The organism is Octadecabacter temperatus (assembly GCF_001187845.1).
GTDB classification, from domain to species: domain Bacteria; phylum Pseudomonadota; class Alphaproteobacteria; order Rhodobacterales; family Rhodobacteraceae; genus Octadecabacter; species Octadecabacter temperatus.
The window spans coordinates 876,882-902,115 of sequence record NZ_CP012160.1; the positions used below are offsets into that span (position 1 = coordinate 876,882).

Genomic DNA, 25,234 nt, shown 5'->3' on the forward strand with positions numbered 1-25,234 from the left:
GATTCCCATGAACCAATCGTTTGAAAAACCCGGCCCCGTTGAGACTGACTGGAAAGACGTGATTTCCAGCATCGAAGACATCATCGATGATGCTCGTAATGGCCGCATGTTTGTTTTGGTCGATCACGAGGATCGTGAGAACGAAGGCGATCTGGTGATCCCCGCACAGATGGCAACGCCGGATGCTATCAACTTCATGGCGACATACGGGCGCGGGTTGATCTGTTTGACGTTGCCTGCTGACCGCCTCGACGCGCTGGGCCTGCAATTGATGTCCACGCATAATTCTAGCCGCCATGAGACGGCTTTCACCGTGTCCATTGAGGCGCGTGAAGGTGTCACCACCGGTATTTCCGCCGCAGACCGCGCCAAAACAGTGGCTGTTGCGATTGATCCGACCAAAGGCGCGCAAGACATCGCAACGCCGGGACATGTATTCCCACTGCGCGCGCGTGCGGGTGGTGTGTTGGTGCGTGCCGGCCATACTGAAGCGGCTGTTGATATCTCGCGCCTTGCGGGGCTTAACCCGTCCGGTGTGATTTGCGAGATTATGAAAGACGACGGCGAAATGGCCCGCTTGCCGGATCTGGTTGCTTTCGCGCAAACGCACGGTCTGAAGATCGGCACGATTTCCGACCTGATCGCCTACCGTCGTCGCCACGACAACCTCGTGCGCGTGCGGACGGAAGAAACCATCACATCCGAGTTCGGCGGTGAATGGGATATGAAGATTTACGCTGATGAAACCCACGGCGACGAGCATATCGTGCTGACCAAGGGCGATATTTCAGGCGACGCGCCTGTTTTGGTGCGCATGCATGCGATGGACCCGATGCTGGACGTTGTTGGTATCGGCCCCAAAGGGCGCACATCCGAATTTGGCGAAGCGATGAAGCGCGTCGAAGAAGAAGGGCGCGGCGTTGTAGTTCTGTTGCGCGACACGTCCATGAAAATGGAAGCGCATGACGATGTGTCCCCAAATACCCTGCGCCAATACGGGCTAGGGGCGCAGATCTTGTCGTCCTTGGGGCTAGGCCAAATCGAATTGCTGACCAATTCCCCGAAACCCAAGATCGTAGGCCTTGAAGCTTACGGGCTGGAAATTATCGGCACACGCAAAATTTCGGAGCTTGGCTAATGGCTGGATCATCACACCACATTCTAGACCGCCCGACGTTTGACGCACCTGTCAAAGTCCTGATTGTGGCTTCGCCTTATTACAAAGAGATCAGCGACAACCAAATCGCCGGTGCGATCGCCGAACTCGAAGTTGCAGGGGCCACATTGGACGTGGTGCATGTTCCGGGCGCGTTGGAAATTCCAACAGCAATCGGCATCGCCGAACGTATGAGCAATTTTGACGGCTACGTAGCACTTGGCTGCGTGATCCGTGGTGAGACAACCCATTATGACACGGTCTGCAACGACAGCAGCCGCGCTATTCAGTTACTTGGCCTTCAGGGGCTGTGCATCGGCAATGGTATCCTGACAGTTGAGAACCAAAAGCAGGCTGAGGTTCGTGCGGATCCGAAAGATCAAAACAAAGGTGGCGGTGCAGCTGCTGCGGCCTTGCACTTGATTGCACTCAGCCGTAAGTGGGGCCGCTCTGCCACAGGCGTTGGATTCACCAACGACATTCTGATGGCGGGCAATACAGATGGCAACACCACAGCATGACCGACGCAAACTCAAACTTGTCTGGCAACCAACGACGTAAAATGAAATCTGCGTCACGGCTTTACGCTGTGCAGGCGTTGTTTCAGATGGAACACTCCGCGCAGACGATCGACAAGGTGACGGCTGAGTTCATGAATTACCGTTTCGGCGAGACCTATGATGGTGCCGAAATGATTGATGGCGACATCGCGCATTTCAAAATGCTGGTAGAAGTCGCGGTTGAGAAACAGGTTGAGATCGACAAGCTGACAGACCGCGCACTGGTCGCGCGTTGGCCGCTTGGCCGTATCGACCCGACTTTGCGCGCGCTTTTCCGTGCCGCTGGCGTCGAAATCCTTGGCCGTGATACGCCACCGCGTGTTGCGATTACCGAATATGTCGACGTAGCACGTGCGTTTTTTGACGATGGCGATGAGCCGAAGTTCGTGAACGCTGTGCTTGACCATATGGCAAAAACAGCCAAGCCAGACGCGTTTTAAGCGCGCTTCTAAACAATCTGAATACGTGGAATGTGGCGGGCCCCGCAGCAACCGTAGGGTCATGTATTCCCGAGGACCTGTATGTACAGGTGGTAGCCAGGTAACGAAGCCTGAGCCCCGACAGCGCCAGCCACCTCGGATTTGCGTAAGGCCACTGGAATTATGCCACTGTGTTACGAGAGGAGCAGAAGCCCGCCACGACAACACGTAGTGCGGCGGGCAGGCTTCTACAAGGGTTGTGTTACTCCCCGTGGAGCGCTTTGCGCAGGTCCGCGAAATGACCTTCCCACCCCTTGTCTAGGGCAAGCGTCAGGCCGAATGCTTCTTCGGCAGCTGGCAAGCCTTCATGAACCAAGGACAGGCGTGTGCCGCCCGCAACGTCTTCCAGCGTCCACTTCACGGTGCTTGTTGCATCGCCCATTGGCGCGATGGTGAAGGTGTATTCTAGGTAGTCGTGCGGGTTTGCCACAACGACATCGCCCCACATCAACTTATCGCCGCTTGTTGTGCCGTACATTGCATAGGCGTCACTTTGGGCCAACGCGACCTTTGGTTTGTGAAACCACATCGCCAGTTTTTCTGGGTCCGTCAGGAACGCCCAAACGTCTGCTTTGGTCGCCTTGAGGTAAATGGTCTTGTTCAATGTGTTGGTCATTGTGCATCCTTTTCGATGGCTGATTTGAGTACGCTTAGGCGGTCATCCCAGAAGGCATCGAAGTACGACAGCCAGTCTTTGATCGGGGCAAAAGCGTTTGGGTTTAGGGTGTTATAGCGTTCGCGCCCTTGGGCACGCACAGTGATGAGCCCGCCGTCGGACAACACCGTCAGGTGCTTTTTAACGGCCGCGCGGGTCATGTCGAAATTCTCGGCGACCTGCGCGATTGTTAGGTCTTCACCGCGCAACATCAGCAAGATGTCACGGCGGGTCGGGTCAGCAAGGGCGCGGAATAGTGGCTGGGGTTCATTCATTTTCGACTCACGTAATACCAAAAGGTTTCACATTAATGCGATACCAATTGGTATCACGTCAAGTGGGTTTTGTGGAAATGATCCACGCCTTGACGGATGTTCACTTTTTGTTCATCTTTGTGGAATGCCCGATAACGCGATCCATGATAACGTAAGCAGCTACCAAACTGGCCAATTGTTGGCCCGTGGGGTGTGCCGCCATTTGCGCAGTCATGACTTTGTTTGTGTCGAAGAATTGGTGCCAACGCGTGGGCTGCGGGTTGATGTGATGGCGCTTGGACCAAAGGGTGAAGTCTGGGTTGTGGAATGCAAATCCAGCCGTGCTGACTTTCAATCTGATCGAAAATGGCAGGGCTATCTTGAATGGTGTGATCGTTTCTTCTGGGCCGTGGACGCCGAGTTCCCGACAGAATTGCTTCCAGATGAGACAGGGCTAATCATCGCGGATGCTTACGACGGCGAGGTGGTTCGCATGGCGCCCGAAAACAAACTTGCGGCTGCGCGGCGCAAGGTGATGGTGCGGAAGTTTGCGCGAACGGCAGCGCAGCGCTTGCAGGTCATTCGCGACCCGAAACATCGTCTAAAAATTGGATTGTTCTAGCGTCGTGACAAGGCCAGTGACGCAAGGCCGGTTGTGAAGATCACTGCGAGGCCAACAAAGCTGACCCAATCGGGCCATTCCGAAAACACGAGAAACCCAAACAATGTCGCCGGTATAAGCTGGGTGTAAATCAGTGGCGCGATCACGTTTGAAGGCGTTGTTTTGCTTAGTAAAACCAGCATCAAGTTCCCTAAGGCCGACCCAAACGCACTAATAGCGATCAGGCCAAGGGCGGCCCATGTCACTGTGTTCGGCAGTGCGGCAAGGCCAAAGGGGGCGAGAATGATTGCGCCAAGGAATAGCTGTGACAAGAGCAGCAGCCTTGGCCGATACAGCGGTGCGATCCAGCGTGTTGAGACCACGTAACTGCCGTGCAAAAGCCCAGCGAGAACCGCAAGCCCCATGCCGAACGTGATGCCGAAACCGGGTTTCACAACGAGGAGGACGCCCACAAAGCTGAGGCCCAACAGAACTGCGCGGGTTAGCGTCACCCGTTCTTTGAGCAAAACGGCAGACAGGGCAAAAGCAAAGATCGGGCCAACAAAGAATGCGCCGAACACGTTTGCCACCGGTTCGGTCCGCAGCGCAGTCAGAATGCAGCTAATGCCACCCGCAATCAGCAGCGCCCGCAGCAACACACGCGGGTCACGCAGGGCAGGGGCATCAGCGCGGGTAAGCCCGCAAAACGGCAGTAACACCACAAAGGCGAGCGCAAAGCGTGTCCATGCGATGAAAATTGGGCTGAACCCATCTTGTGTCAGCACTTTCGCGGCGACGTCCCCACCGACGATCAGCGTCATCGACGTCACCATGACAAGTCCAACGCGCCAAAGCGCTATAGGCTGCACTAGCGGGATTGCACCATGCGGGCAGCCTTGGCGGCGGCAACGATTTCTTCTGCGATTTCCTCGGCTTCGTCAGGCGAGAAGTCCATTGGGATCTCAATGCCAGACCCTTCGATGAACAGGCGCACCTGCCCAATGTCGGTCGGACCGATTTGAAGGTTCGCTTCGATATCGCGTTCGTCGTTAATGCCCATGGCCCTGATCCTTTGGAATGCTTGGCCCCGATTTACCCCGCGCGGGCGCTTCTTAGCAAGACCTGTGAAAAAACGCCTACCCAAAGCGCAGCTTGGGTATTGCAATCGATCGCCGCCCTCGCTAAATCGCTCCTGATGCCGCCTTAGCTCAGTTGGTTAGAGCGCTGGTTTGTGGAACCAGAGGTCCCCCGTTCAAGCCGGGGAGGCGGTACCATCCCCCCTCCAATTGTCTAATCTTGCATGCTTTCGGCGTTTGTCCCTGCACAAGGGTCAAACAGCGCGAGGATTGCGTTGTTGAGGTGGGCGAGTCACTTGCGGGGCGTGACATGGGCGCGTGTGCGAACTAAGACCCCTTCTAGATTATTGGAGAGGCCGTCATGTCTGCCACGACTGTAGAATTCATCATTGCCGAAAATCCACCTGCGCGGATGGATAAGGCGTTGGCGTTGAATGTACCGATTGATGCGGCCCTAAGCCGCTCGCGTTTATCGCGCCTTTTGGCGGATGGAGCGGTGCAGGTGAATGGCAAGGTGGTCACGGATCCGCGCGCGAAACCCGCCGAAGGGGACGCTGTTGAGATCAAGGTTGAGATCGCGGATGACTATCACGTCGCGCCTGAAAACATTCCGTTGAATGTGGTTTATGAAGATGACGATCTGATCGTAATCAACAAACCCACGGGCATGGTTGTTCACCCTGCACCGGGAACGCCGGGTGGGACATTGGTTAATGCGCTACTGCATCATTGCGGCGAGGCACTGTCTGGTGTCGGTGGTGAAAAGCGCCCCGGAATTGTTCACCGCATTGATAAAGAAACCAGTGGGTTACTGGTCGTTGCAAAGACAGACCGCGCACATCACGGCCTTGCAGCCCAGTTTGAAGCCCACACAGTTGAGCGCCACTACCGCGCGATTTGTTACGGCGTCCCAGACAGCAATGACCCGCGCGTGCGTGGCATCAAAGGCGCGAGCTTTGAGCCCGGCAATATCCTGAAATTGCAAACGCAGCTGGCCCGCCACAAGCATGACCGTCAAAAACAACAGGTGGTTTGGCACAATGGCCGTCACGCAGTGACACGTGCACGCATTGTTGAACCGCTTGGTACGCCAGCGGTTGCAGCACTATTGGATTGCTGGCTGGAAACGGGGCGCACGCACCAAATCCGCGTACACCTTACCCACGCGGGCCACGGCTTGATCGGTGATCCGACATATGGTGGACGGCGCAAGTTGTCTGAAAAGGCAGTGGGTGAAGTTGGACGCGAAGCCGCACGCACATTTTACCGCCAAGCATTGCACGCCGCGACATTGGGGTTTGAACATCCCGTGAGCAAAGACATGCTTCGTTTCGAGGCCCCGATGCCCAAAGACATGTGCGATCTGATCGCCGCACTTGGTGCATCAAAGGAAAGTTCCAATGCCTCAAGCTGATCTTAAGTATTCCAGCGATATGGATATCGACGCGGAGGGTCTTTTGGCTGAGATCGAAGCGGTGATTGGCGACTTTGATAGCGGAGCAGGAAAATGTAAGGGGCGGGCTTATCCGGCGGCGAGCTATCAACATAGCCATGTTTTCTTGACGGTTCAGGTTCTTGAAAAACCACACCGTGACGATGTTTTCATGCAAACGCTTTTGGAAAAGCTGACCAACACCGTTGATAAACACATAAAACAGGCCTGTAGCCGCTCGGTTTCTGTTGATTTTCTCCCCAAATACTACGCGACGGGCGAAGTTCCGGGCTGAAACACACAGTCCCATGTGCGTGAACACACAGAAACACATCTCGTAAACTGTTCATTGTTCCTTAAGTCTAATTTACGAAAAGTGAACCGATCAGTCTTGAATTGATCGAAAGTGTGACCATATTGATGTTAAGGCCGTAAACATATGCGGCCGCGTTGCCATAATGGGACGCGAATAAAATGAGGGGGACAAACATGTCATCTTATACAAATCTACCGGCCCCGTCGCCGGAACAAGGTCTGAACCGCTACATGCAGGACATCCGCAAGTTTCCAATGCTGGAACCGGATGAAGAATACATGTTGGCCAAACGCTGGGTGGACCACGAGGACACCGAAGCTGCGCATAAAATGGTAACATCGCACCTGCGATTGGCGGCCAAGATTGCGATGGGGTACCGTGGATACGGCCTGCCGCAAGCCGAAGTGATCTCTGAGGCGAATGTCGGCCTCATGCAGGCTGTGAAACGCTTTGACCCTGAAAAGGGCTTTCGCCTTGCGACCTATGCGATGTGGTGGATCCGTGCGTCCATCCAGGAATACGTGCTGCGCAGCTGGTCAATGGTCAAGCTGGGCACAACATCCGCGCAAAAGAAGCTGTTCTTCAACCTGCGCAAAGCCAAGAACCGTATTGGCGCGCTGGAAGAGGGCGATCTGCGCCCTGAGAACGTGCAGCGCATTGCCAATGACCTAGGGGTGACTGAGGACGAAGTTGTGTCCATGAACCGCCGGATGTCCGGTGGGGACGCATCCCTGAACGCGACAGTCGGGTCTGAAGGCGAAGGTACGATGCAATGGCAAGATTGGTTGGAAGACGAATCCGCTGACCAAGCCGGTGATTATGAAGCCAAAGATGAGTTGGACATGCGCCGCGAGTTGATGGCCGAAGCGATGGATGTGTTGAATGACCGTGAAAAGGACATTCTGATGCAGCGCCGCTTGATGGAAAAAGCCATCACGCTTGAAGAATTGAGCGGCCAATATGACGTCAGCCGCGAACGCATCCGCCAAATCGAAGTGCGCGCGTTTGAAAAGTTGCAAAAGAAGATGCAAACGCTCGCCCGTGAGCGTGGCATGCTAGAAAACGCTTAATGGCTTATGTTTGATGGGGCGCAGACCGGAATGGTTGGCGCCCTTTTTCTTGCGCTGGATGCCTCCGGCGGGGATATTTGAGAGACAAAGACAAAACTTAAGAAAGAAACAGGCAGTATGACACAATCGGTTCGGTGGGCGGTTTTGGGCGCAGGTAAGTTCGCGCGTGAGCATATGGGGCCGGCGATCCATGCCGCACATGGTGCTGAATTGGTGGCGCTGGGCACATCGTCACTTGAAAAAGCCGCGCCTTTTGCGGCATTCGCCCCAAACCTGCGGGTGCATGAAACCTATGATGCAGTGCTGTCAGACGCGGACGTTGATGTCGTTTATGTTCCGCTGCCAAACCATCTACATATTGAATGGGCCCAAAAAGCCCTAAACGCTGGCAAGCATGTTTTGGTTGAGAAGCCTGTCGGGTTGAAGGCTGCGCAGATTGAGCCATTGATTGCCTTGCGTGATGAATCCGGCCTGCAGTGCAGTGAAGCCTTTATGATTGCGCATCATCCACAATGGACACGCGTGCGAGAGATGATCGCGGAGGGGGCGATAGGTGAATTGCGCCATGTGGATGGGTTTTTCACTTACAACAATCCGGATCTGTCCAACGTGCGGTTTGATGCCGCCAAGGGTGGGGGCAGCCTGCCTGATATTGGCGTTTACACCATTGGTTCCACGCGTTTGGCGACGGGGCGGGAGCCGCTTGAAATTACGTTCGCGGATATTGATTACCTCAATGGGGTCGATATTTGTGCGCGTGTTTCGGCGCGGTTTGAAGGGTTTAGTGCCCATTGGGTGACGGCGATGAACGTGCACAACTCCCAAAGCATGACGTTTTACGGAACCCTTGGACGCATCCACGTGACTGCCCCGTTTAACCCCGGGAAATACGGTGAAGCGCGGATTGAACTGACGCAAAGCGATGGGGCTGCTCGTGTAGAACGCTGGCCCGAAGTTGCGCAGTATAAAACGCAAGTTGAAGCGTTTTGCGCATCTGTTCGAGGTGGTGCCGCGTTTGCGTGGACACTTGAAGATGCGCGTGCCACGCAGGCGGTGATTGATGCGGTTTATGCGGCTGCGACCTCGCGCTAGACTGCCACTAACAAGGAGATTCGAAATGGCCGACCCGCATGAGTTCGACGATGTAATGCCGGAAAATACGTCTAAGCGAGAACCAGAAGATCCTGTTCAGGAAAACCTGTTCACGCGGCTGCTTTATCTGATCCTGATTTCTATCATGATGAGCTTTGCGAGTACGGCGATCGGCATTTTGGCGGTGATCCAATTCATCATCATGTTGGTGAACGACAAACAACCCAATGAACGGATTGCGGATCTTGGAACCGATGTTGGGATTTGGTTCGCCAAAGCAACACGTTATCAAACGGCTGCGTCCGAAGTGAAACCTTGGCCGTGGACGGAATTGGACTAAGCAGTTCGACTTTAATTGATTAAACGAATTGGTGCGCCTTGGTTTAAAACCAAGGCGCACCAAGTGTTTTTTGTGGCGATTAGCCTTCCATCGCTTCCAGCTCGTCGATCATGCTTTCAATCATGCCGAGGCCTTTCGCCCAAAATTTCGGGTCAGATGCGTCCAGCCCGAACGGGGCCAGCAATTCGGTGTGGTGTTTTGAACCACCCGCTTTGAGCATGTCGAAATACTTGTCTTTGAACTCCTCGCCCATGTCCTCATAGACGGCGTAAAGCGCGTTCACCAAGCCGTCGCCGAACGCGTAGGCGTAGACGTAGAATGGTGAATGGACGAAGTGGGGAATGTAGGCCCAGAACGTTTCATAACCGTCCATGAAGTTGAACACAGGGCCAAGGCTTTCGCCCTGAACTGACATCCACAACGCGTTGATGTCATCCGGTGTAAGTTCGCCGTTGCCACGAGCTGCGTGGAGTTTGCATTCAAAATCATAGAAGGCAATTTGGCGGACCACGGTGTTGATCATGTCCTCAACTTTGCCAGCCAATAGGACTTTGCGTTCTTCTTGCGTTTCAGACTTTTCGAGCAGCTTTCGAAAGGTCAGCATTTCACCAAACACCGATGCTGTTTCCGCCAAAGTAAGGGGGGTGGACGACAGCAATTCGCCCTGTTCAGCCGCGAGTACCTGATGCACGCCGTGGCCAAGTTCATGTGCCAAGGTCATGACATCACGCGGTTTTCCGAGATAGTTGAGCATGACGTAAGGGTGCACGGTTGTGACCGTCGGGTGTGCAAAAGCGCCCGGTGCTTTGCCATCTTTGACGCCTGCATCGATCCAACCATCGGTGAAGAACGGCTTGGCAATTTCGGCCATGCGTGGGTCGAACGCGGCGTATGCGTCCATCACCGTTGTCTCGGCCTCATCCCAGCTGACGGTGCGATCGTCTTCCATCGGTAGCGGCGCGTTGCGGTCCCAGACTTCCATCGTCTCAAGGCCCATCCACTTGGCTTTGAGCGCGTAATAGCGGTGTGACAGGCGTGGATAGGCGTCAACGACGGCATTTCGCAGTGCTTCAACCACCTCGGGTTCGACGTGGTTGGACAGGTGGCGGCCCGCCTGAGCGGAGGGCATTCCACGCCAACGATCTTCGATCTCTTTTTCTTTGGCGAGGGTGTTGTGAACGCGGGCAAACAAGCCAACGTTTTCACCAAACACACGGGCGAGTTCGCGGCTACCTTTTTCACGGGTCGCGCGGTCCTGATCGGACAGCAGGTTCAGCGTACCCTCGATGTTCATTTCTACGCCATCAACGGTGAATTTAAGTCCAGCAATGGTTTCATCGAACAGCTTATTCCATGCGGATGTTCCCACAACAGACTGATCATGCAGGAACTTTTCCATCTCGTCAGACAATTGGTACGGCTTCATCGCCCGCATGCGGTCAAAGATGGGTTTGTATCGCGCAAGGTCGGCGTCTGCTGCCAACAGCCCGTCGACATGGGCGTCGTCCATGCGGTTGAATTCCAGCCCATAGAACACCAGCGGCGTTGTAAACGTGGTGACTTTGTCCTGCGTGTCGGACATGAATTTACCGCGCTCAGGGTCTGTGGTGTGCTGGTAATAACGCAAGCCCGCGAATGACATGATGCGCCCAGCGATGATGTCGATTTGCTCATACCGTTTGACGGCTTCGAGCAATCCATCGGCATCCAGATCGGCCAGTTTACCTTCGTAATCAGATGCAAAGCTTTGGCAGGCAGCCTCGAGCCAATCCATATCGCGCTTAAGTTCTTTGGCGTCGGTGGACGGGTACAGGTCCGTCAGATCCCATTCTGGCAGGTCACCGAATGGTGTGCCGGAGGATGAATTAGCGTCAAATGTGCGGGGGTCAAACATGGAAGCCTCATTGTTGGTTTTGTCTTATGTAGGCACGCGCGGCGGATTTGGCTAGACGGCCCTCCGGGGGGGTATTTTTGAAACAAAAGAAAATGGGAAGCAGCGCGACGTATCTTTCGACCGGCGCTTAGACCATTTCTGGAGTTTGCGCGAGAAACAGGCGTTCCGCGCCGTCAAGAACGCGGTCGCGTATCTCAGGTTTCTCCATCAAAACCTCATGGCGGCCGTTCTCAAGAACGACGAGTTCACCGCGCCGCCAATTTTCCATGCGTTGGTAAATGCGAGCAGGATCGACAATCGCCTCGTCAGTGCCAAGGAATGTGAGGCAAGGAATGTCAGGCGATGGGCGCTGCGAAAGCGTGCGCATTTCGCGCAAGGATTCGTTCAGCCAGTGCAAGGATGGACCACCCAACGCAAGATCAGGGTGGGTCTTGAGCTGGTTTTGGAGCAATTCAAAACTGCTGATATCCGACGTGAGCGTGTTGTCGCCTGCTTCAGCGCGCAAAACGTAAGTTTCTGCTTGTTGGCCCGGTGCGAAGATTTCGGAAAAGCCTAACGGCTTACTAACCGAGCTAAGACCCCAAGCGATCGGGCGCAAAGCAGCAGACATTTTGATACCCCACATCGGTGCCGTGAAGACAGCGGATTGCACCGGCAGCCCGTCATGAAGCGCGCGCAAACCGATGCAGCCGCCCATTGAATGCCCGAGCAGGTGATAAGGTTCGGGAAGGCCAAGCGTTTTGACATGCGCGAGCATGGCTTTCACGTCGAGCTGATAGTCCTCAAACGTTTCAACATGGCCAACGGCGCGGTTTTCCAGCAAGCGATCTGCGATGCCTTGGCCGCGCCAGTCAATTGCAACAGACGCAAAGCCACGCTTGGCAAGGTCTTTGGCTGTGCGGCCGTATTTTTCAATGTATTCAGTGCGTCCAGGGAAGATAAGAACCGTTCCCTTTGCATCTGCGACAGGCCAATGGCCGACGCGAATGCGGACCCCATCCACGGTCAATAACCAATGGCAAATTCCATCAGAAATTCCAGCGATATCAGCGTGGTAGGGGGCCGCGTTTGTCATATTAGCTCAGCACTCCGGCGAGTTTCATCGCAAGGCCCATGTCGCCATCAACGGCCAGCTTGCCTGTCATGAAGGCGGATGTCGGGTTTTGTTCACCGTCAAGGATCGCCTTGAACGTATCCGCGCTTGCAGACAGCGTGACGTCTGCATCGTCGTCAGCCGCGCGTGCGCCGTTTGCGTCGATTACAATGGCGCCTTCGCCTTCGATGTCGAATTTTGCGGTCCCGTCAAAACCGTCTGCGCCCATTTTGGCGTTCAGGGCGTCAACGGCTTGGGTGATAACGTCGCTCATAATGTGGTCTCGTCCTTTGTTATGACCCCGAAGTTGTGATGCAGGGCCTCTGGTAGATCGCGCGGTATGCGCTACACTCTCCACTATGGGCATTAAGAAACATCTTCACAATTCTATCGTGGCGGCACTTTTTATAGGAGTGGGGATTTCCACACCTATTTACGCGCAAACGAGCGCTGAAGCTGACCGTTTAGATCAATTGTTTGAACAATTGCTTGAGGCAGAGCCGGGTGAGTCGGAGCGGATTGAGGGCCAAATCGTTACGGAATGGTCCAAAAGTGGCTCAGCGGCGATGGATTTGCTGTATCGACGCGGGGACGACGCGCTGGTCGCTGGCACCCCTGAAATTGCAGTCGAACATTTCACGGCTTTGGTGGATCATGCGCCAGATTTCGCCGAAGGATACAACGGGCGGGCCACTGCCTACTATCAGATGGGGCTGATCGGCCCTGCGATTGATGATTTGCGTCAGGTCTTGGTGCTAGAGCCGCGCCATTTTGGGGCGATGACGGGTGTTGCGGTTGTGCTAGAAGAAATCGGACGCCCAAACGACGCACTTGAGGTCTGGCAAAAGGTTGAACTGCTGGCCCCGAATAATCCGGAAGTCTTTGCGATGATTGAAAGATTGCAGGTCCAACTACGCGGCGAAGCGCTTTAACGTCTTTTAGGGAATGTGAACATGTCGACCCTGAATAGCGGGCGGGTTGTGGCTGTCTTGGGGCCCACCAATACAGGTAAAACGCACTACGCGATCGAACGGATGCTGGCGCATCGCACCGGTGTAATCGGCCTGCCGCTGCGATTGCTGGCGCGTGAGGTTTATGACCGCATCGTCGCGTTGCGCGGCCCAAGCGTGGTGGCGCTGGTGACGGGTGAAGAACGTATTGTGCCGCCGCGTGCGAAATACTGGGTCAGCACCGTTGAAGCAATGCCGCAGGATATCGGCGCGGACTTCGTGGCGATTGATGAAATCCAACTCTGTGCCGATCTGGATCGCGGGCATGTGTTCACTGACCGCCTGCTGCGTATGCGCGGGTTACATGAGACCCTTTTCATGGGTGCTGAGACCATGTGGGGCGCAATTGCGAGCATGGTTCCCGAGGCGGAGTTCCTGAAACGGGAACGGTTCAGTACGCTAACGTATTCAGGTTCCAAAAAGATAAGCCGGATGCCTGCGAGATCGGCGATCGTCGGGTTCTCGGTTGAGAATGTGTATGCAATCGCCGAGCTTTTGCGCCGTCAAAAGGGGGGCGCTGCGGTGGTTATGGGGGCACTTTCGCCGCGCACGCGCAATGCGCAGGTCGAAATGTATCAAAACGGCGATGTCGATTATCTAGTCGCGACGGACGCCATTGGGATGGGCCTGAACCTTGATGTCGATCACGTGGCGTTTTCGGGAATCACTAAGTTTGATGGCCGTCGTATGCGTCATTTGATGCCGAACGAGCTGGCGCAGATCGCCGGACGCGCTGGGCGCCATATGAACAACGGCACGTTCGGTGTGACCGGTGAGGCGCCGTTACTGGATGACGATGTGGTGGATGCAATTCAGGACAACCAGTTCGCGCCGGTTAAAAAACTGCAATGGCGCAATGCGCGGCTGCAGTTTGGTTCGGTCAAACGCCTCATTCAAACGTTAGAAGAACGCACAGATGATCCGTGGCTAACCCGCGTGCGTGAAAGTGATGACCTAGGTGCGCTAAAGGCGGTTTCCGCCGATGCTGAAGTTGCGGCGCGCGCGACAGATGGGCCGTCGGTGCATATGCTGTGGGACGTGTGCGGCATTCCGGATTTTCGCGGCATCAGCAACGCCGAACATGCACAGTTGTTAACCGATATTTATAACTTCCTACATCAAACAGGACGTGTGCCCGACGATTGGCTTGCAGGGCGCGTAAACCGTATTGATCGAACAGATGGCGACATCGATGCGCTGTCAAAACGGTTGGCATATATCCGCACATGGACTTACGTGGCCCAGCGTAAAGGTTGGGTAAGTGACGAAAGCCATTGGCGTGAGGTGACGCGGGCTGTAGAAGACCGCCTATCAGATGCGTTGCATGAACGCCTGACAGCAAGATTTGTGGACCGGCGGACAAGTGTTTTGCTTCGCCGGCTCAACCAAAAGGAGGGCCTTGTGGCCGACGTAAACGACAAAGGTGAAGTGACTGTCGAAGGACAGTTTGTTGGAAAAATCGAGGGATTCCGGTTCCGTCAGGACAAGGATGCGTCAGCCGAAGAAGCGAAAACCATTCGCGCGGCATGCATTCAGGCACTGGCTCCGCAGTTCCATTTGCGCGCGGACCGTTTCTATAACGCGCCCGACACCGAGATTGATTTCACCGAGCAAGGTGGCCTGATGTGGGGTGCCGAGGCCGTTGGGAAACTGGTCGCAGGCCAAGATCCATTGAAGCCGACTGTTGTTGCGTTCGTCGATGATGAGGCTGGCGCGGAGGTTGCTGAAAAAGTGCAGCGCCGTTTGCAGCACTTCATTGACCGCAAGATCGCGACCGCGTTTGAGCCGATGTTGAAGATGAACGCGGACGAGGCCATGGAAGGTCTCGCCAAAGGATTTGCCTTCCGTCTGTCCGAAAGTTTCGGCGTTGTTCCACGCGGTGATGTCGCCGATGAGGTCAAAGCGCTTGAACAAGACGCCCGTGGTACATTGCGTAAGCACGGTGTTCGTTTCGGCCAGTTCACGATCTTTATGCCGTTGCTATTGAAGCCCGCACCAACACGTTTGCGTTTGGTTTTGTGGAGCCTTTCTAAAGGTTTGCAAGACTTCCCTGAAGCGCCGCCCCCAGGCTTGGTCACTGTGCCAACCATTGATGGCCTGCCTGACGGAACATACACAATGTCAGGCTACCGCGCCGCTGGTGCGCGCGCGATCCGGATCGATATGCTGGAACGCCTTGCAGATATGCTGCGCGACCAGAACACGCGTGCGGGTTTTGAGGCGACGGCGGATATGCTGTCGATCACAGGCATGACGCTTGAGCAATTTGCGAACCTCATGGAAGGTCTTGGCTACAAGGCTGAAAAGGGCGAACGCGAGAAGGTGAAAGCGACGCTAGAGGCCACGCCGGATGCTGAGGCCGCTGAAGTCGCACCTACTGAAAAGGCCGAAGAAGGCCCTGAGATGGAGGTGTATTACACCATCACTTGGGCACCTAAGCGCAGCCCACGCCCACAAGGCGACAAGCCACAACGCAAAGGCCCGCCAAAGGGCAAGCGCGGTGGTAAACCACAACGGGACAACAAGGCGCAGAACTTCTCGGCACGTCCGCCGCGGAAGGAAAAAGCAATTGATCCCGACAATCCGTTCGCCGCTGCCTTGGCAGGGCTTAAGAAGGATTGAGCGAGGCTGCTGACAGTCTCCGATTAGACAAATGGCTCTGGCACGCGCGGTTTTTTAAATCGCGCGGGCTGGCCGCCGCGCTCGTTAAGTCAGGGCGCATTCGGGTGGATGGCACGCCTGTTTCCAAACCAAGTCGCGCGATCTCGGCCGGTGTGGTGCTGACTTTCCCAAAAGAAGACGAGGTGCGCATTGTTAAGGTGCTGGGTCTCGGCGTGCGGCGTGGACCAGCTCCGGAAGCACAAGCTTTATACGAAGATTTGACTCCGGCACGTGAGCCGCGAATTAACCCATTAGAACATAGGGTTGGTGGGCGTCCGACCAAGAAGGACCGCCGTGACATGGACATCTTAAAGGGGTCCCGCTGATACGGCCCTAATGTCAGGTCTTGAAGGTCTTGCGGGTGGTCGTTACAGACGCCGTGACCACAAAGGACACGAGACTATGACCTACATCGTCAATGATGCCTGCATTGCTTGCAAATACACTGATTGCGTTGAAGTTTGCCCCGTAGATTGCTTCTATGAGGGTGAGAACATGCTCGTGATTCATCCTGATGAATGTATCGACTGTGGCGTCTGTGAACCTGAATGCCCTGCGGACGCGATTCGCCCCGATACTGAGCCGGACATGGAAAAGTGGGTTGAGTTTAACCGCAAGTATTCCGAAAAATGGCCGGTTATCATCACCAAGAAAGACCAATTGCCGACAGCCGAAGAGATGGACGGCAAAGAAGGCAAGATGGACCTGTTTTCTGAAGCGCCAGGTGAGGGCGGCTAAAACGCCGACGTGCAGCATATCAATATGCTAGTGGGAATCAGGCGATTTTTGTGCTATGATGGCTTTAATGCCGCGTTATTGCTGAACCAGATTTGACGATGTGATCTGACGGAGACCTATGGTCGCCGCCGGATTTTTTGTCGTGTGGTGATGCTGAATTTGAGAGAAGGACCAGTAGAATGGCCAAGAAGAAATATGATTACAGCCCGAATGATTTCGTCGTTTACCCCGCGCATGGGGTTGGCAAAATCGTTTCGATTGAAACGCAAGAAGTTGCAGGCTTTGAGCTGGAAATGTTCGTGATCGCGTTCGAAAAGGACAAGATGACGTTAAAGGTTCCGACGAATAAAGCGGAAGAAGTGGGCATGCGTTCGCTTGCGTCAGCCGATGTTGTTGCTGATTGCATGAAAACGCTGAAGGGCAAAGCGAAGGTCAAAAAGGCCATGTGGTCCCGCCGTGCGCAGGAATACGAGCAGAAGATCAACTCTGGCGATCTGATCGCGATTGCTGAAGTTGTCCGTGACCTGCACCGTGCCGATGATCAGCGCGAGCAGAGCTATTCCGAACGTCAGCTGTACGAAGCCGCACTTGAGCGTCTGACACGTGAATTTGCGGCTGTTGGCAATGGCAACGAAACCGATGCAGGCAACGAGATCACGGATACACTTCAAAGCCGCGCATCTGCAGCCTAAGTTTCTGTTAAAGAATTGAAAAAGCCGCCCCAAGTGGGCGGCTTTTGTTGTTTTTAAGGAGGCTTAGCCAATCGCAAGGGCGCTTATGCCAGACGATCGAGAAAGTGAAAGTCAGAGCGCGCGATGTCCGATGTCGGTGCGATAAAAACCCTCGGGCCAATCGACCTGCTTGGTCATTGCGTAGGCGCGTGCGTGGGCGTCTTGAAGCGATGCGCCACGGGCCGTGATGTTGAGGACGCGGCCACCTGTCGCGATTGTTTGACCGTCTTTTTCTGCGGTGCCCGCGTGGAATGTCATTTCAGACGATGTTTCGGGAAGGGCGTCTAGACCTTTGATTGTTGAACCTTTTTCGTAAGATCCTGGGTAGCCGTTAGCGGCCATCACGATGGTCATCGCGTGATCATCTGCCCATGTTGGTGAGACATCTGAGAGGCGGTTCTCGGCGCAGGCATGTAGAAGGTCTAAGGCTTGCGCGCCAAGCCGCATCATTAGGACCTGACATTCGGGATCCCCAAAGCGTACGTTGTATTCGACGAGGCGGGGCTTTCCGTCTTTGATCATTAGCCCTGCATAGAGGATGCCTTGAAACGGAGTGCCACGTTTGGCCATTTCAGCGACCGTTGGCTTTACGATTTCATTCAACGCAATGTCCGCGATGGCATCGGTAAGAACCGGAGCGGGCGAATAGGCGCCCATACCGCCGGTGTTCGGGCCTTCATCGCCGTCAAAGGCGCGTTTGTGGTCTTGTGCGGTGCCAACGGGAAGGACGGTTTCGCCGTCACAAAGGATAAAGAAAGACGCTTCTTCGCCATCCATGAATTCCTCAATAACGACTTCAGCGCCAGCAGCGCCAAACTGACCACCAAGCATATCATCAATTGCAGAGTGCGCGGTTTCGAGGTCCATCGCGACTACAACGCCTTTACCGGCCGCAAGTCCATCGGCCTTGATCACGATAGGCGCGCCTTGCTGATCGACATAGGCATGCGCCTGCGTCGCGTCCGTAAAGTGCCCATAACCGGCTGTTGGCGCGTCGCATGCGTCGCAGATTGCTTTTGTGAAAGCTTTGGACGATTCCAACTGCGCCGCGGCTTTGGAACATCCGAAAACGACAAGCCCGTTTCCGCGTAAAATATCCGCGACACCAGCGGCGAGGGGGGCTTCTGGCCCGATGATGACGAACTCAACCGCGTTTTCTGCGCAGAACGCCGCGACTGCATCGCCATTTTCGATGTCCAGATCAGCACATTCAGCGATTTGGGCGATTCCAGCATTGCCAGGGGCAACAATTAGGCGATCACATTTAGGGTTTTGCTTTACGGCCCATGCAAGTGAATGTTCGCGTCCGCCGCCGCCCAAGATAAGGATGTTCATCAGCTGTTTCCCTTCCGCTTTGCTGCCGTTTAAGGTGCGCAGGAAGTCAGCACAAGAGCACCCAATGGACCTAATTGACGAACCCGAAGCCGCAGGCAATACCCCTGAATTTACGGTGAGCGAGCTTTCAGGCGCAGTGAAACGCGCCATTGAGGGCGAATTTGGCCATGTGCGGGTCAAAGCAGAAGTGGGGCGCGTCGTGCAGGCGCGATCAGGACATTTGTATTTTGACCTTAAGGATGATCGCAATGTTCTGGCCTGCACCACGTGGAAAGGGCAGGTTTCGGAACTTTCGGTTATCCCCGAAGAAGGCATGGAGGTCGTCGTTCACGGCCGAATGACCACGTTCGGTAGCCAATCCAAATACCAATTGAACGCAACTGAAGTTTCTGTGGCGGGTGTGGGCGCGCTCATGGCGATGCTTGATAAGCGCAAAAAGGCGCTTGAGGCTGAGGGGCTGTTTGCGGCGGATCGAAAGCAAGGCCTGCCGTTTTTACCTGAAGTTATCGGCGTTGTGACATCGCCGACAGGTGCGGTAATTCGTGATATTCTGCATCGCTTGCGGGACCGTTTTCCACGCAAGGTGATCGTTTGGCCAGTGGCAGTTCAGGGCAAAGAGTGCGCCCCGCAAGTGGCGCGTGCGATTGAGGGGTTCAATGCAATGACGCCAGGGGGCGCATTGCCACGTCCAGATTTGATTATCGTGGCGCGTGGGGGCGGCTCTATTGAGGATCTTTGGGGGTTTAACGAAGAAGCCGTGGCACGCGCGACGGCTGCATCTTCCATCCCTCTTATCTCGGCCGTTGGGCATGAAACCGATACGACATTGATCGATTTCGTATCTGATCAACGTGCGCCTACACCGTCTGCGGCCGCCGAAATGGCGGTTCCGGTACGGTTGGATTTGATGGCTGCAGTAGACCAGATGGGCGCGCGCGCATCCCGCGCTGTGAGTGATGCAGTGGTGCGGCGTAAACAGCGTGTCGCGGATCTGGCACGGGTGCTTCCGAAACCGGAACAGCTGACCGAAGACGCCAAACAACGGTTTGATTATTGGTCAGAAAAACTGGATGCAGCGCTTCAGGCACGCGTTGGTGTCGGGCGTTTGCGTCTGGGAGAAGTCGCAGGCCATCTGCGCCCGAGCATGTTGAACAACCGGATCATCCAAGGGCGTGAGCGATTGGACAGCCGAAATGCGCGGCTTGTTTCGGCGGCCGTGACCCAAACTCAACGCCAACGTAGCCGTCTGGATGCATTGGACCGGATGCGCGAAACATTGGGCTATCGCGAAACTTTGAAGCGTGGTTATGCCGTGGTGCGGGGGGATGGCGATGTCGTCACGACGGCGAAAGCTGCAAAAGCCGCTACCTCACTTGAAATCGAATTCGCCGATGGAAAAATGAAACCTGCGGGCAAACAAACCCTCAAAGCCAAAACCAAAATTCCTGCCCCTGATCAAGGCAGTCTCTTTTAGCTTTCTTTGGCTTCTAAATACTCAAAATACCGCCCGCTGCCTCAGGCACCAACGCCGCCGCAAACCAATGGTTCCGTTTCAGCAAGCTGATATAGGATCGATCCAGCAACGCGACCGACAAAATCTGCACGTATCTGACCGTCATTGTCATAGACATACCAGCATTGCGGGTCAGGCTCACTTTCATAAGTAAAACAGATGCTTGGCCCAATTTCAGTTGGAACTTCGGACCATTTTCCAACTTCACACTCACCGCCAATGAACGACCAGATCACCTGACGGTTCGGCGCGTAATATTCAATGCCGTAAGGGCCCGTTGCGTTGGAATAGGTCAAGGTTTTACCTGTTACCAAAGCCTCGAAGGCATCCCCGTCGATTGGAGTTTCGGCCCATGCGGGGCTGGCTAGTACAAGAGTAATGATAAATGTACGCATGCCCGAATTCTGGCAGAAACGGCACCGCGCGGAAAGTCCAAAGTCGCTATTGCGAAGGCTGTTGCCACTGCGCGGCATGTGGATCCATGACGCGGCGCCAAAGACGCGGATAAAGCGCAACACAGGCCATAACCGGCAAGGAGCGTGGCAACATCGGCATGTCGTCACTTAACCGCAACGCTGGGAACGCACGCGCGGGATGGGCGTGGTGATCCGAATGGCGCGGCGCGTTTAGCATTAACGCAGAGGACATTAGGTGTGGTGCGTTCCAAGAATGGCGTGCACCCACTGGTTCGGGTTTGCCGTTCTCCAAGATGCGCCGCGACAGCCCGTAATGTTGTACATAATCAGACAACATCAGCTGCGTTTGGGCAAACCCAGCAAGACACAAAGCTGCCAGAACACCGGTCGCGCCGCCAATGACTGCAGCGGTAATCACCGCAAGCGCGGCACCGACAACATAGGCGTAATAAGGATGGCGCCACCAAGGACGACCAGATTGTGGAAAACGGCGGTTCTCGGCGCGAAGACCTTCGCGAAAGCCGCCTTTCCATGCTCTTGCAAAGAAACGATAAAAACTTTCACCACTGCGTGCCGTGCTCGGGTCGGATTTCGTGCCGACATGGACATGATGCACCAATGTATGCGCTGAGAGGTGATGCCCGAACAGGACCGAAATATAGATCCAGCGCCCCATGCGGCGAAGCCAACGGCCGGGGCGATGGATGAGTTCGTGGGCGTTTGAATTGCTAACTTGCCCCATAAACAGCCCCGCAGCCGTGAAGACGACCAGCTTTTCCCACAGGACAAGATCGGTCCAGCCGCTAAGTGCCGCGACGACCAAGAGCCACAGTGCAAAATGCGCCAGCGACAACGCAACAGACAAACGGTCAGCCGAAGGAAACTCGTCGCCTTCAACTGTCGTCAGGGTCCGGCTGATCAGCATGTCCAGACTTGCGGTCAGTGCTGTCATCCAAAACAGGCCCGCAACAGCCCAAATCCCACCCCAAATCGCGCCAGCAGCGATAAGTGTAGGCGCCATCAAAGTGACGATTGAGAAGATTGGCATCGGGTTTTGCACAGGCATGCTCGCGATATAGGTGGAATTTGCGCAAATCTAACGCGACATGGCGTCTCAAGCGAGGCTTGGATAAGGAATTTTCGTGGTGGCGGGTTACTTCCGCGCATTTGGCCTATTAAGTGTTACCAAAGCCTTAGTTCGGAGCCCTCAATGGCGTTTTTCAAGAAGCTCAAAGACCGTTTGTTCAAATCATCCTCAAAAATTGAGGAAGGGTTGGACGCTATCATTGAAGATGGTGGCGTAGAGGAAGAAATTGAGGCGGTCGAGCCGGACGATGCGGCCGTTGCTGAGGCACAGGCCGCTGAGGAAGCACAAGCCGCCCTTGCCGCAGAAGAAGCGGCCCGGGTGGAAGCCGCGCGCGTGGCCGAGGTTGAGCGTGAACAAGAAGCGGCGCGTTTGGCTGAAGAAGAGCGCGCGCGTGAAGCAGCGCTGAAAGCTGAAGAATTGGCGAAAGCTGAACGCGAAGCTGAAGCAGCCCGTCAAGAAGAAGCGCGCAAAGAAGCTGAAATTGAACAGCGTGAAGCAGAGGCGCGTGCGATGGCCGAACAAGCCGAAAAAGAACGTCAGGCTGCGGAAGAGGCGGCACGCATTGCTGCTGAAAAGGCGCAAGCGGAAGCCGATGCAAAGGCGATCGAAGAGGCCAAAGCCAAGGCAGACGCCGCAGAGGTCGCGCGACTGGAAGCTGAGCGGTTAGAGCGAGAGCAAGCGGCGCAAGCTGCGGAAGCTGAACGCCTAGCTCAAGAAGCGGAACGCGCTGAGGCGGCACGTGTGGCAGAAGCCGCGCGTCTGGAAGAAGTGGCGCGTCAGGCCGAAGCTAAACAGTTGGCAGAGGACGCTCGTCGTGCAGAAGAAGCGCAGCAAGCCAGCGAAGCGCGTGAAGCGGAATTGGCGCGTCAGGCGCAAGCGCAAGCTGAAGAAGAGGCAAAGCGCGCAGAAGAATTACAGCGTGCAGAGGCCGCGCGCAAAGCCGAAGAAGAGCGCCTTGAGGCAGAGCGGGCAGCACAAGAAAAAGCCGCTAAGCCGGGCTTGCTTGGGCGGTTGCTTGGGCGCGGTGAAAAGAAAACCGTCGTACGCCGCGAGTTGGACGACGACATGTTGGAACGCCTTGAAGAGCTGTTGATCAGCGCGGATATGGGCGTCGACACAGCCCTGCGCGTGACGTCTAATATGGCGGAAGGGCGGTTCGGAAAACGACTTTCTACGCAAGAAATTAAAGAATTACTTGCTGGTGAAATCACCCGCATTATGGAACCTGTCGCGCGTCCGATGCCGCTTTACCCGACCAAACCGCAGGTCGTGCTGGTGGTTGGCGTGAACGGATCTGGTAAGACGACGACGATTGGCAAGCTCGCCAGTCAGTTTCAGGCAGCTGGTAAAAAGGTGGTAATCGCAGCGGGCGACACTTTCCGCGCGGCTGCGGTTGAACAATTGCAGGTCTGGGGTGATCGCGCAGGCGTTCCAGTTTTGACGGCACCCGAAGGATCGGATCCCGCATCATTGGCATTCGAAGCGATGGAACAGGCCGCGCGCGACGGGGCTGATCTGTTGATGATCGACACCGCCGGACGCCTTCAAAACCGCTCGGATTTGATGGAAGAGCTGCAAAAAATCGTGCGTGTGATCCGCAAGAAAGACCCCGACGCGCCGCACAACACCCTGTTGGTGTTGGACGCGACGACGGGGCAGAATGCGTTGTCACAGGTTAAGACGTTTCAGGAACTTGCCGACGTCAGCGGTTTGGTGATGACCAAGCTGGATGGCACGGCAAAGGGCGGCGTGCTGGTCGCATTGGCCGATAAGTTCGGCCTTCCAATTCATGCAATCGGCGTGGGCGAGCAGATTGATGATCTCGCGCCGTTTGACCCTGAAGAATTTGCAGCTGCACTAACAGGACTTGAGTTATGAGAGGTTATGTATTCGCCGCGCTGATGTTCTGCGCTGGCCAAGTTTCGGCACAAGAACGCATGGAGATGTCGGCGTGCCAACAAGGTTGGGCAACCGTGGTCCCAATGATCACGCCAGACGCACAGCTTCCGCAAATGTCAGTAACTGACGATGGTTGGTGCCAGATCGATGATTTGACGCTGCCAATAGATTTGAACTCGTCATTTAAGGTTGAAACGTTTCGTTGGCGCGCATCGGATATGGCGCGGGTCGTTGAGGAAGGCTTGCCTCCTCGTGCCCTTGAAATTGAGGGCATCGGGTTCGCTGTTTCGGCACAAACCGGTGATCCGGTTTTTGACTACCTGCTGGAGCTTCAATCCTCTGCCGCTAACTCGGGTTTTGGGCTTTCGGTGCGCTGGGACGGCGTGCAAAACGCGGTCTTTGTAGATGAGGCTTACGTTGATTTCTTTGTTGGAAACCGGATCGAAGCCACCGCGCGCATCGATGGTGTGGATCTTACAGATCAGACAACGATGCAAACCAGCGTCGGCAGTATGGGGCTGAAAGACCTAATCGTAACCACACAGTTCGCAGGCTGGTTTGAGACCTATGTCGCGCTGCCATTGGGGACGGGTTTGCTAACTCAAGATGGAATTGCACCCGAGGTTCAGGTTCAAAACCTTCAATCGCAAGCGATTGAAATTATTAATAATATGCCGGACAGTATTGTCCCATCTACGAGCCGTGACGCGCTAGGTGCATTTATTCAAGACTTACCCGGACCACGCGGAACTGCCCGCCTACAACTGAGCGCGAACCCACCTCTTGGGGCTGCTCGCATGACACCGTTTGCACTGTTGGGGCGTGAGCCGACGCTGGATGAAATCGTCGAACTGGGTTTAGGCGGCGTTGCGCTTTTATTCACGTGGACACCAACAGGGGATGACAAATGAAGCACATAGTTCCAGCAATCCTGATCGCGTTGACGGCAATGCCGGCAACGGCGTTTGAACGGATGATGCGGAGCGATTGCCAGGTCGCCTTTGAAAAGCTCGCAGACATCATGCAGCCTGATGATGTGAATACTGCCGTTATGTCGCGCAGCATTCGTGTAAGCCCGCAAGGCTGGTGTGAAATGCGCGGCGGGACCGCGGGTTTGGAAGATGCACAGTTTGATACGCTTGAATGGCGTGCCGAAGGCATTACCCGTTGGACGCGTGACGGTATCCCACCACTTGCACTCGAGGTTCGTATTTCCGGTATGGACCCTGATGAAATGCAAGGAGGTATAGACACGAAACGGCCCAACATAGACTTTGAGATGTTGTTGCGCCAACTGCCAGACGCCGGAATGATCGTGATTGAACACGCGACGATGAACAATGGCGCGGGTGACAGCCTGACGGTTTCAGGCGTTTTTGAACGTGTGTTCCTGTCTTCACCTTCCATGATGCAGGTTTCCATGGGATCAGCAGCGTTTAAGGCGGGTTTGGTATCGATGACGCTTGAAGGCACCCATGAAAACCCGTTTGGCTTTGGGATCGACGTTGAAATGCAGGGTGTTCCGCAAGCCCAGCGAGACGCGGCATTTGATCTGGTCTCAAGGTTGCCCGATGGCGTTCTTGATGGTGCATCCCGTGCAGAACTAACCGCATACGCAGGTGATTTACCAAAGCCGGTCGGAGAACTTGAAGTGTCAGTTGGTTCAGAGCGGGGCCTTGGGCTGATGCAGGTTGGCATGTGGGCCTACAACAGTTTCGAAGCAGTCATCAGCGATGAAGTCGATGGCAATGAGTTGGACATCCTCTTGGATGGGATAACCATTACAGCAGATTGGTCGCCTGATGCGCAACTCGCGGATTAACTAG

28 protein-coding genes and 1 tRNA gene are annotated in these 25,234 nt (G+C 55.2%); 19 read left to right on the plus strand and 10 right to left on the minus strand.

Annotation, left to right across the window (positions count from 1 at the left end; translation table 11 throughout):
* Window positions 1-7: 7 nt before the first annotated feature.
* The 3 genes from ribB to nusB are packed head-to-tail and all read left to right on the plus strand — an operon-like array spanning window position 8 to window position 2,156.
* Window positions 8-1,138, plus strand: a complete 1,131-nt coding sequence (gene ribB, locus OSB_RS04560) for a 3,4-dihydroxy-2-butanone-4-phosphate synthase (RefSeq protein WP_049833871.1) — start codon at window positions 8-10, stop codon at window positions 1,136-1,138.
* Window positions 1,138-1,677, plus strand: a complete 540-nt coding sequence (locus tag OSB_RS04565; protein ID WP_049833872.1) for a 6,7-dimethyl-8-ribityllumazine synthase — start codon at window positions 1,138-1,140, stop codon at window positions 1,675-1,677. Before ribB ends, OSB_RS04565 begins: the two co-directional genes overlap by 1 nt.
* Window positions 1,674-2,156: a transcription antitermination factor NusB gene (nusB, locus tag OSB_RS04570; RefSeq protein ID WP_049833873.1), complete on the plus strand. Its 483-nt coding sequence runs from the start codon at window positions 1,674-1,676 to the stop codon at window positions 2,154-2,156. Before OSB_RS04565 ends, nusB begins: the two co-directional genes overlap by 4 nt.
* A gap of 241 nt (window positions 2,157-2,397) precedes the next feature.
* Here the strand turns inward: nusB and OSB_RS04575 are convergent, their stop codons facing one another.
* Window positions 2,398-2,811, minus strand: a complete 414-nt coding sequence (locus tag OSB_RS04575; protein WP_049833874.1) for an SRPBCC family protein — start codon at window positions 2,809-2,811, stop codon at window positions 2,398-2,400.
* A complete protein-coding gene (locus OSB_RS04580) occupies window positions 2,808-3,125 on the minus strand; it encodes an ArsR/SmtB family transcription factor (RefSeq protein WP_049833875.1) in 318 nt (105 codons plus the stop codon). The genes OSB_RS04575 and OSB_RS04580 overlap by 4 nt, the downstream gene beginning before the upstream one ends.
* 124 nt (window positions 3,126-3,249) lie before the next feature.
* Between OSB_RS04580 and OSB_RS04585 the strand changes: the two genes are divergently transcribed.
* Complete coding sequence (locus OSB_RS04585) at window positions 3,250-3,726, plus strand: MmcB family DNA repair protein (RefSeq protein WP_049833876.1); 477 nt, start codon at window positions 3,250-3,252, stop codon at window positions 3,724-3,726.
* Here the strand turns inward: OSB_RS04585 and OSB_RS04590 are convergent.
* Window positions 3,723-4,538, minus strand: coding sequence for a DMT family transporter (locus OSB_RS04590; protein ID WP_082166422.1), 816 nt, complete (start codon window positions 4,536-4,538; stop codon window positions 3,723-3,725). The two genes, OSB_RS04585 and OSB_RS04590, sit on opposite strands and share 4 nt — an antisense overlap.
* A gap of 35 nt (window positions 4,539-4,573) precedes the next feature.
* Window positions 4,574-4,765 carry a DUF6324 family protein gene (locus OSB_RS04595; RefSeq protein WP_049833878.1) on the minus strand — a complete coding sequence of 64 codons (192 nt, stop codon included), beginning with the start codon at window positions 4,763-4,765 and terminating at the stop codon, window positions 4,574-4,576.
* A gap of 137 nt (window positions 4,766-4,902) precedes the next feature.
* Here OSB_RS04595 and OSB_RS04600 point away from each other — a divergent pair.
* The 6 genes from OSB_RS04600 to OSB_RS04625 all read left to right on the plus strand — a co-directional run bounded on the left by OSB_RS04600 (window position 4,903) and on the right by OSB_RS04625 (window position 9,031).
* Window positions 4,903-4,979 (plus strand) — tRNA-His (locus OSB_RS04600).
* Between the two features lie 163 nt (window positions 4,980-5,142).
* Window positions 5,143-6,195: an RluA family pseudouridine synthase gene (locus OSB_RS04605; RefSeq protein ID WP_049833879.1), complete on the plus strand. Its 1,053-nt coding sequence runs from the start codon at window positions 5,143-5,145 to the stop codon at window positions 6,193-6,195.
* Window positions 6,182-6,508, plus strand: a complete 327-nt coding sequence (locus tag OSB_RS04610) for a hypothetical protein (RefSeq protein WP_049833880.1) — start codon at window positions 6,182-6,184, stop codon at window positions 6,506-6,508. The genes OSB_RS04605 and OSB_RS04610 overlap by 14 nt, the downstream gene beginning before the upstream one ends.
* A gap of 194 nt (window positions 6,509-6,702) precedes the next feature.
* Window positions 6,703-7,599, plus strand: coding sequence for an RNA polymerase sigma factor RpoH (rpoH, locus tag OSB_RS04615; protein ID WP_049833881.1), 897 nt, complete (start codon window positions 6,703-6,705; stop codon window positions 7,597-7,599).
* A 117-nt stretch (window positions 7,600-7,716) separates the two neighbouring features.
* Complete coding sequence (locus OSB_RS04620) at window positions 7,717-8,691, plus strand: Gfo/Idh/MocA family protein (protein WP_049833882.1); 975 nt, start codon at window positions 7,717-7,719, stop codon at window positions 8,689-8,691.
* A gap of 25 nt (window positions 8,692-8,716) precedes the next feature.
* Entirely contained in the window at window positions 8,717-9,031 is a 315-nt protein-coding gene (locus OSB_RS04625; RefSeq protein WP_049833883.1) for a DUF4389 domain-containing protein, read from the plus strand.
* A gap of 79 nt (window positions 9,032-9,110) precedes the next feature.
* Here OSB_RS04625 and OSB_RS04630 read toward each other — a convergent pair whose 3' ends face one another.
* The 3 genes from OSB_RS04630 to OSB_RS04640 form a co-directional block, all read right to left on the minus strand.
* Complete coding sequence (locus OSB_RS04630) at window positions 9,111-10,925, minus strand: M3 family oligoendopeptidase (RefSeq protein ID WP_049833884.1); 1,815 nt, start codon at window positions 10,923-10,925, stop codon at window positions 9,111-9,113.
* A gap of 127 nt (window positions 10,926-11,052) precedes the next feature.
* Window positions 11,053-12,000 (minus strand): alpha/beta hydrolase, encoded by a 948-nt coding sequence (locus OSB_RS04635; RefSeq protein WP_049833885.1) that lies wholly within the window; start codon window positions 11,998-12,000, stop codon window positions 11,053-11,055.
* A 1-nt stretch (window position 12,001) separates the two neighbouring features.
* On the minus strand, window positions 12,002-12,292 hold the full coding sequence (locus tag OSB_RS04640; protein WP_049833886.1) for an SCP2 sterol-binding domain-containing protein: 291 nt from the start codon (window positions 12,290-12,292) through the stop codon (window positions 12,002-12,004).
* A gap of 118 nt (window positions 12,293-12,410) precedes the next feature.
* Here OSB_RS04640 and OSB_RS04645 point away from each other — a divergent pair, with 118 nt between their 5' ends.
* From OSB_RS04645 to OSB_RS04665, 5 genes are all read left to right on the plus strand, one after another.
* The gene (locus OSB_RS04645) at window positions 12,411-12,950 is read left to right on the plus strand and encodes a tetratricopeptide repeat protein (protein WP_244882144.1); all 540 of its coding nucleotides are present in this window, start codon (window positions 12,411-12,413) and stop codon (window positions 12,948-12,950) included.
* Between the two features lie 21 nt (window positions 12,951-12,971).
* Window positions 12,972-15,650: a helicase-related protein gene (locus OSB_RS04650; protein WP_049833888.1), complete on the plus strand. Its 2,679-nt coding sequence runs from the start codon at window positions 12,972-12,974 to the stop codon at window positions 15,648-15,650.
* Window positions 15,647-16,015 carry an RNA-binding S4 domain-containing protein gene (locus tag OSB_RS04655; protein WP_049833889.1) on the plus strand — a complete coding sequence of 123 codons (369 nt, stop codon included), beginning with the start codon at window positions 15,647-15,649 and terminating at the stop codon, window positions 16,013-16,015. The genes OSB_RS04650 and OSB_RS04655 overlap by 4 nt, the downstream gene beginning before the upstream one ends.
* A 76-nt stretch (window positions 16,016-16,091) precedes the next feature.
* Window positions 16,092-16,427 carry a ferredoxin FdxA gene (gene fdxA, locus OSB_RS04660; RefSeq protein ID WP_049833890.1) on the plus strand — a complete coding sequence of 112 codons (336 nt, stop codon included), beginning with the start codon at window positions 16,092-16,094 and terminating at the stop codon, window positions 16,425-16,427.
* Window positions 16,428-16,606: 179 nt separating this feature from the next.
* Window positions 16,607-17,119: a CarD family transcriptional regulator gene (locus OSB_RS04665; RefSeq protein WP_049833891.1), complete on the plus strand. Its 513-nt coding sequence runs from the start codon at window positions 16,607-16,609 to the stop codon at window positions 17,117-17,119.
* 111 nt (window positions 17,120-17,230) lie between these two features.
* On the opposite strand, the gene purD is transcribed toward OSB_RS04665, so the two are convergent.
* On the minus strand, window positions 17,231-18,493 hold the full coding sequence (gene purD / locus OSB_RS04670) for a phosphoribosylamine--glycine ligase (RefSeq protein ID WP_049833892.1): 1,263 nt from the start codon (window positions 18,491-18,493) through the stop codon (window positions 17,231-17,233).
* 64 nt (window positions 18,494-18,557) lie between these two features.
* Between purD and xseA the strand changes: the two genes are divergently transcribed.
* Window positions 18,558-19,967, plus strand: a complete 1,410-nt coding sequence (xseA, locus tag OSB_RS04675) for an exodeoxyribonuclease VII large subunit (RefSeq protein ID WP_049833893.1) — start codon at window positions 18,558-18,560, stop codon at window positions 19,965-19,967.
* A 41-nt stretch (window positions 19,968-20,008) separates the two neighbouring features.
* On the opposite strand, the gene OSB_RS04680 is transcribed toward xseA, so the two are convergent.
* Both OSB_RS04680 and OSB_RS04685 read right to left on the minus strand, forming a co-directional pair.
* Entirely contained in the window at window positions 20,009-20,401 is a 393-nt protein-coding gene (locus OSB_RS04680; protein ID WP_049833894.1) for a hypothetical protein, read from the minus strand.
* A 46-nt stretch (window positions 20,402-20,447) separates the two neighbouring features.
* On the minus strand, window positions 20,448-21,470 hold the full coding sequence (locus tag OSB_RS04685) for an alkane 1-monooxygenase (RefSeq protein WP_049836047.1): 1,023 nt from the start codon (window positions 21,468-21,470) through the stop codon (window positions 20,448-20,450).
* Window positions 21,471-22,070: 600 nt separating this feature from the next.
* On the opposite strand from OSB_RS04685, the gene ftsY reads away from it, so the two are divergent.
* From ftsY to OSB_RS04700, 3 genes are read left to right on the plus strand one after another with little or no spacing between them, the layout of a single operon-like run.
* Window positions 22,071-23,387, plus strand: coding sequence for a signal recognition particle-docking protein FtsY (ftsY, locus tag OSB_RS04690; protein WP_412457891.1), 1,317 nt, complete (start codon window positions 22,071-22,073; stop codon window positions 23,385-23,387).
* Window positions 23,384-24,319 (plus strand): hypothetical protein, encoded by a 936-nt coding sequence (locus tag OSB_RS04695; RefSeq protein ID WP_049833896.1) that lies wholly within the window; start codon window positions 23,384-23,386, stop codon window positions 24,317-24,319. Before ftsY ends, OSB_RS04695 begins: the two co-directional genes overlap by 4 nt.
* Window positions 24,316-25,230 (plus strand): hypothetical protein, encoded by a 915-nt coding sequence (locus OSB_RS04700; protein WP_049833897.1) that lies wholly within the window; start codon window positions 24,316-24,318, stop codon window positions 25,228-25,230. The genes OSB_RS04695 and OSB_RS04700 overlap by 4 nt, the downstream gene beginning before the upstream one ends.
* The last annotated feature ends 4 nt before the right edge of the window (window positions 25,231-25,234 follow it).